Origin of the sequence: Thiocapsa imhoffii (assembly GCF_016583985.1) — a bacterium.
In the GTDB taxonomy this organism is placed as follows: Bacteria; Pseudomonadota; Gammaproteobacteria; order Chromatiales; family Chromatiaceae; genus Thiocapsa; species Thiocapsa imhoffii.
Map to the genome: position 1 here is coordinate 1 of NZ_NRSD01000067.1, position 2,377 is coordinate 2,377.

The window sequence follows — 2,377 nt, forward strand, 5'->3', positions numbered from 1 at the left end:
CTCGGTATTCGAGTAGCGGCAAATGTCGAAGTTCGATCTCATTACCCAAACCATCAGCATGATGAATCGGCTTGCCACAACGGTGACACTGCGTTCCTTCTAGGGTACTATGAACGTCAATTCTCAAAGTTTTGCGTTCACCTAAAACCACCCGTTCAATTGCGAGGTCAGGAAGATTTAAAAGGGCCTGAATCGTATCCTTATCGAAAGTCATCATAAAAAGCGCTTGAATGACATTTTAGCGGAGCACCGCCATCAAGTAACTGATTTATATGATAACATGACCCCCTGAGATCCGGGAGAGCCTTCTCGCTTGCTGTTATCCAGTTTCCCAGGGACGCTTCCTGTTTTTTTCGGCTGAGTCCGAACGAGAGTAGGAGGTGACGCACATGAGGTACAGTAAACGAGACTCCTGTCAGCCGCTTAATCTCCGCTGCCGCTTCTTTACGGGTGCGTGGGGGATACTTCAAAAAATGCGATTTCAAGAAGTCACGTTGCGGCTCGATCTGACTCACTGGCTGGTGAAAGTGACGCTTCTCGACACCGGACAGCCCTTTTTCAATATATGTCCGAATCGTCGTCGTGACGGTGTTCGGAGCCGCGCTACTCAATTTGGCAATTTCATGGTGTGGTAGGCCAAGGTGCTTATGCCACAAGATGGTCATGCGTTTCCGCACGATCGGATCAGGATGGCGGTAACGCTGAAGTTGAATGTGGCGTTGATCTTCAACTGAAAACTGGCAACGTAGCATAAAATCACCTATCACCAATCAATAAAATGGGCAGAAAATGATTATGGATCTTTAGGTTATTATGAACATAATAAATTCGCAAACATTTTAATAATCTAGTATAGTGATCTCAGTGAAATCGTTCTAAGCGTCCCAAGAAAGCGATCGAAACACCTGATTCCGCGATTCGAGACCTGTCGCATCCAGCGACGGATTTGACGTTCTCCTTGTCCTGTTGAAAGAGGGCTTTCATAAATCACAGTGAGCGCTTCGCACGCATCGTGAGCGTCTTTAAATTTGGGGCGAGTGAACAAACAAACGATTGAAGATACGACGCTCATCGTCGGTGAGATCCGTGCGGCGATGGCGCAAGAGCCAATGCACGTTTTTTAACTGATCCAATGTCGATTTCGTGAGCGTCCGCCGTAACCGCTTCCATTCCCGTTTTCGTCAGGTCTCAAAACTGTCCCGATACAGGCGAGCAATATGGAAACGATCTGGACAAATGAGCACACGTTTGCCGAAAAAGGCTTTCGCAGCCCCAATGAAACCGGCATAGAGAACCGTGCAGATGACCTTGAGGGTACGTCGTAACCGCTTGGGAATACTGTTAAAAAATTGCTTTGACTGCTGCTTTGGTGCGCTCGCTGAGCAGTCCGATGACCTGCAGCATGCCGTTGATATAGGCACTGACCACAACAAAAATGTCGCGATGTCCTGTCTTCAGTGCAATCTCATCGATCCCGACCACTTCGAGATTTTGAATTGGATTCCAATCGATGGTGGCACTTATCTGACGATCAAGGATGCTTTGTCATGCATCAACGCTAATGCCCTGTTTCCGGCTCACATCTTCAAGCGTGCTGTTGATCAATTCCAAAAGCATCTGTTGCTCGAAAGCTGTTGTGACTGATGCACGTGGCGTATACCATGACAGGGCTTGACTTGTCGTTGGATGCCCTTCGCAGGAGCGACATTGATACCACTTAGGACGTCAGATCAACAGCACTCGGTATTCGAGTAGCGGCAAATGTCGAAGTTCGATCTCATTGCCCAAACCATCAGCATGATTAATCGGCTTGCCAAAACGGTGACACTGAGTTCCTTCCAGGGTACTATGAACGTCAATTCTCAACGTTTTACGTTCACCTAAAACCACCTGATCAATCGCGAGGTCAGGAAGATTTAAAAGCGCCTGAATCGTATCCTGATCGAAAGTCATCATAAAAGCGCTCGAATGACATTTTCGCGGAGCACTTCCATCAAGTAACTGATTTATATGATAACATGACCCTTTGAGAGGCTCTCCCGGATTTCAGGGGAATGTGAAACCAATTTAAAAACAATTATTTAACGCTATATTTTGCGTACACATCAACTACGAAAAGTCGCTGAACACGAAAACTCTAACACATTGATTCATATTGACTCCACGCCGAAGCGAGCGTATCCGTTGAGATCCAAGCACACTCTTTGATACAGATGGGCGAGGTTGGTGATGCCGTAACAGCGTCGTTTGAGGACTTTCAATTTATTGTTGAGGCCTTCTACAAACCCGCTCGTCTGACGGTTGAAAAAATAATTAGTGATCTCAGCGAAATGAGTTCTAAGCGTCCCAAGAAAGCGATCGAAACACCTGATTCCGC

General features: G+C 46.7%; 5 protein-coding genes and 1 pseudogene. 1 reads left to right on the forward strand and 5 read right to left on the reverse strand.

The features are described from left to right. The 3 genes and pseudogenes from CKO25_RS20920 to CKO25_RS22090 all read right to left on the reverse strand — a co-directional run. Nucleotides 1-217: pseudogene (locus tag CKO25_RS20920) on the reverse strand (hypothetical protein); the annotation flags it as partial. Then, nucleotides 201-752 carry a hypothetical protein gene (locus CKO25_RS20605; protein WP_200389817.1) on the reverse strand — a complete coding sequence of 184 codons (552 nt, stop codon included), beginning with the start codon at nucleotides 750-752 and terminating at the stop codon, nucleotides 201-203. The pseudogene CKO25_RS20920 and the gene CKO25_RS20605, both read right to left, overlap by 17 nt. A gap of 429 nt (nucleotides 753-1,181) precedes the next feature. Continuing rightward, entirely contained in the window at nucleotides 1,182-1,415 is a 234-nt protein-coding gene (locus CKO25_RS22090; protein WP_371829736.1) for a transposase, read from the reverse strand. Here CKO25_RS22090 and CKO25_RS20615 point away from each other — a divergent pair. After that, nucleotides 1,303-1,644, forward strand: coding sequence for a hypothetical protein (locus CKO25_RS20615; protein ID WP_200389821.1), 342 nt, complete (start codon nucleotides 1,303-1,305; stop codon nucleotides 1,642-1,644). The two genes, CKO25_RS22090 and CKO25_RS20615, sit on opposite strands and share 113 nt — an antisense overlap. Nucleotides 1,645-1,725: 81 nt before the next feature. On the opposite strand, the gene CKO25_RS20620 is transcribed toward CKO25_RS20615, so the two are convergent. Together CKO25_RS20620 and CKO25_RS20625 are read right to left on the reverse strand one after the other, a co-directional pair. Further along, on the reverse strand, nucleotides 1,726-1,956 hold the full coding sequence (locus tag CKO25_RS20620) for a hypothetical protein (RefSeq protein ID WP_200389819.1): 231 nt from the start codon (nucleotides 1,954-1,956) through the stop codon (nucleotides 1,726-1,728). Between the two features lie 194 nt (nucleotides 1,957-2,150). Then, the gene (locus tag CKO25_RS20625; protein WP_371829737.1) at nucleotides 2,151-2,372 is read right to left on the reverse strand and encodes a transposase; all 222 of its coding nucleotides are present in this window, start codon (nucleotides 2,370-2,372) and stop codon (nucleotides 2,151-2,153) included. Nucleotides 2,373-2,377: the final 5 nt, after the last annotated feature.

Bases quoted from the DNA above. Each gene is read 5' to 3' on its own strand.
- CKO25_RS20605 (WP_200389817.1), bottom strand. From the start codon at position 752: ATGCTACGTTGCCAGTTTTCAGTTGAAGATCAACGCCACATTCAACTT.
- CKO25_RS20615 (WP_200389821.1), top strand. From the start codon at position 1,303: ATGACCTTGAGGGTACGTCGTAACCGCTTGGGAATACTGTTAAAAAAT.
- CKO25_RS20620 (WP_200389819.1), bottom strand. From the start codon at position 1,956: ATGATGACTTTCGATCAGGATACGATTCAGGCGCTTTTAAATCTTCCT.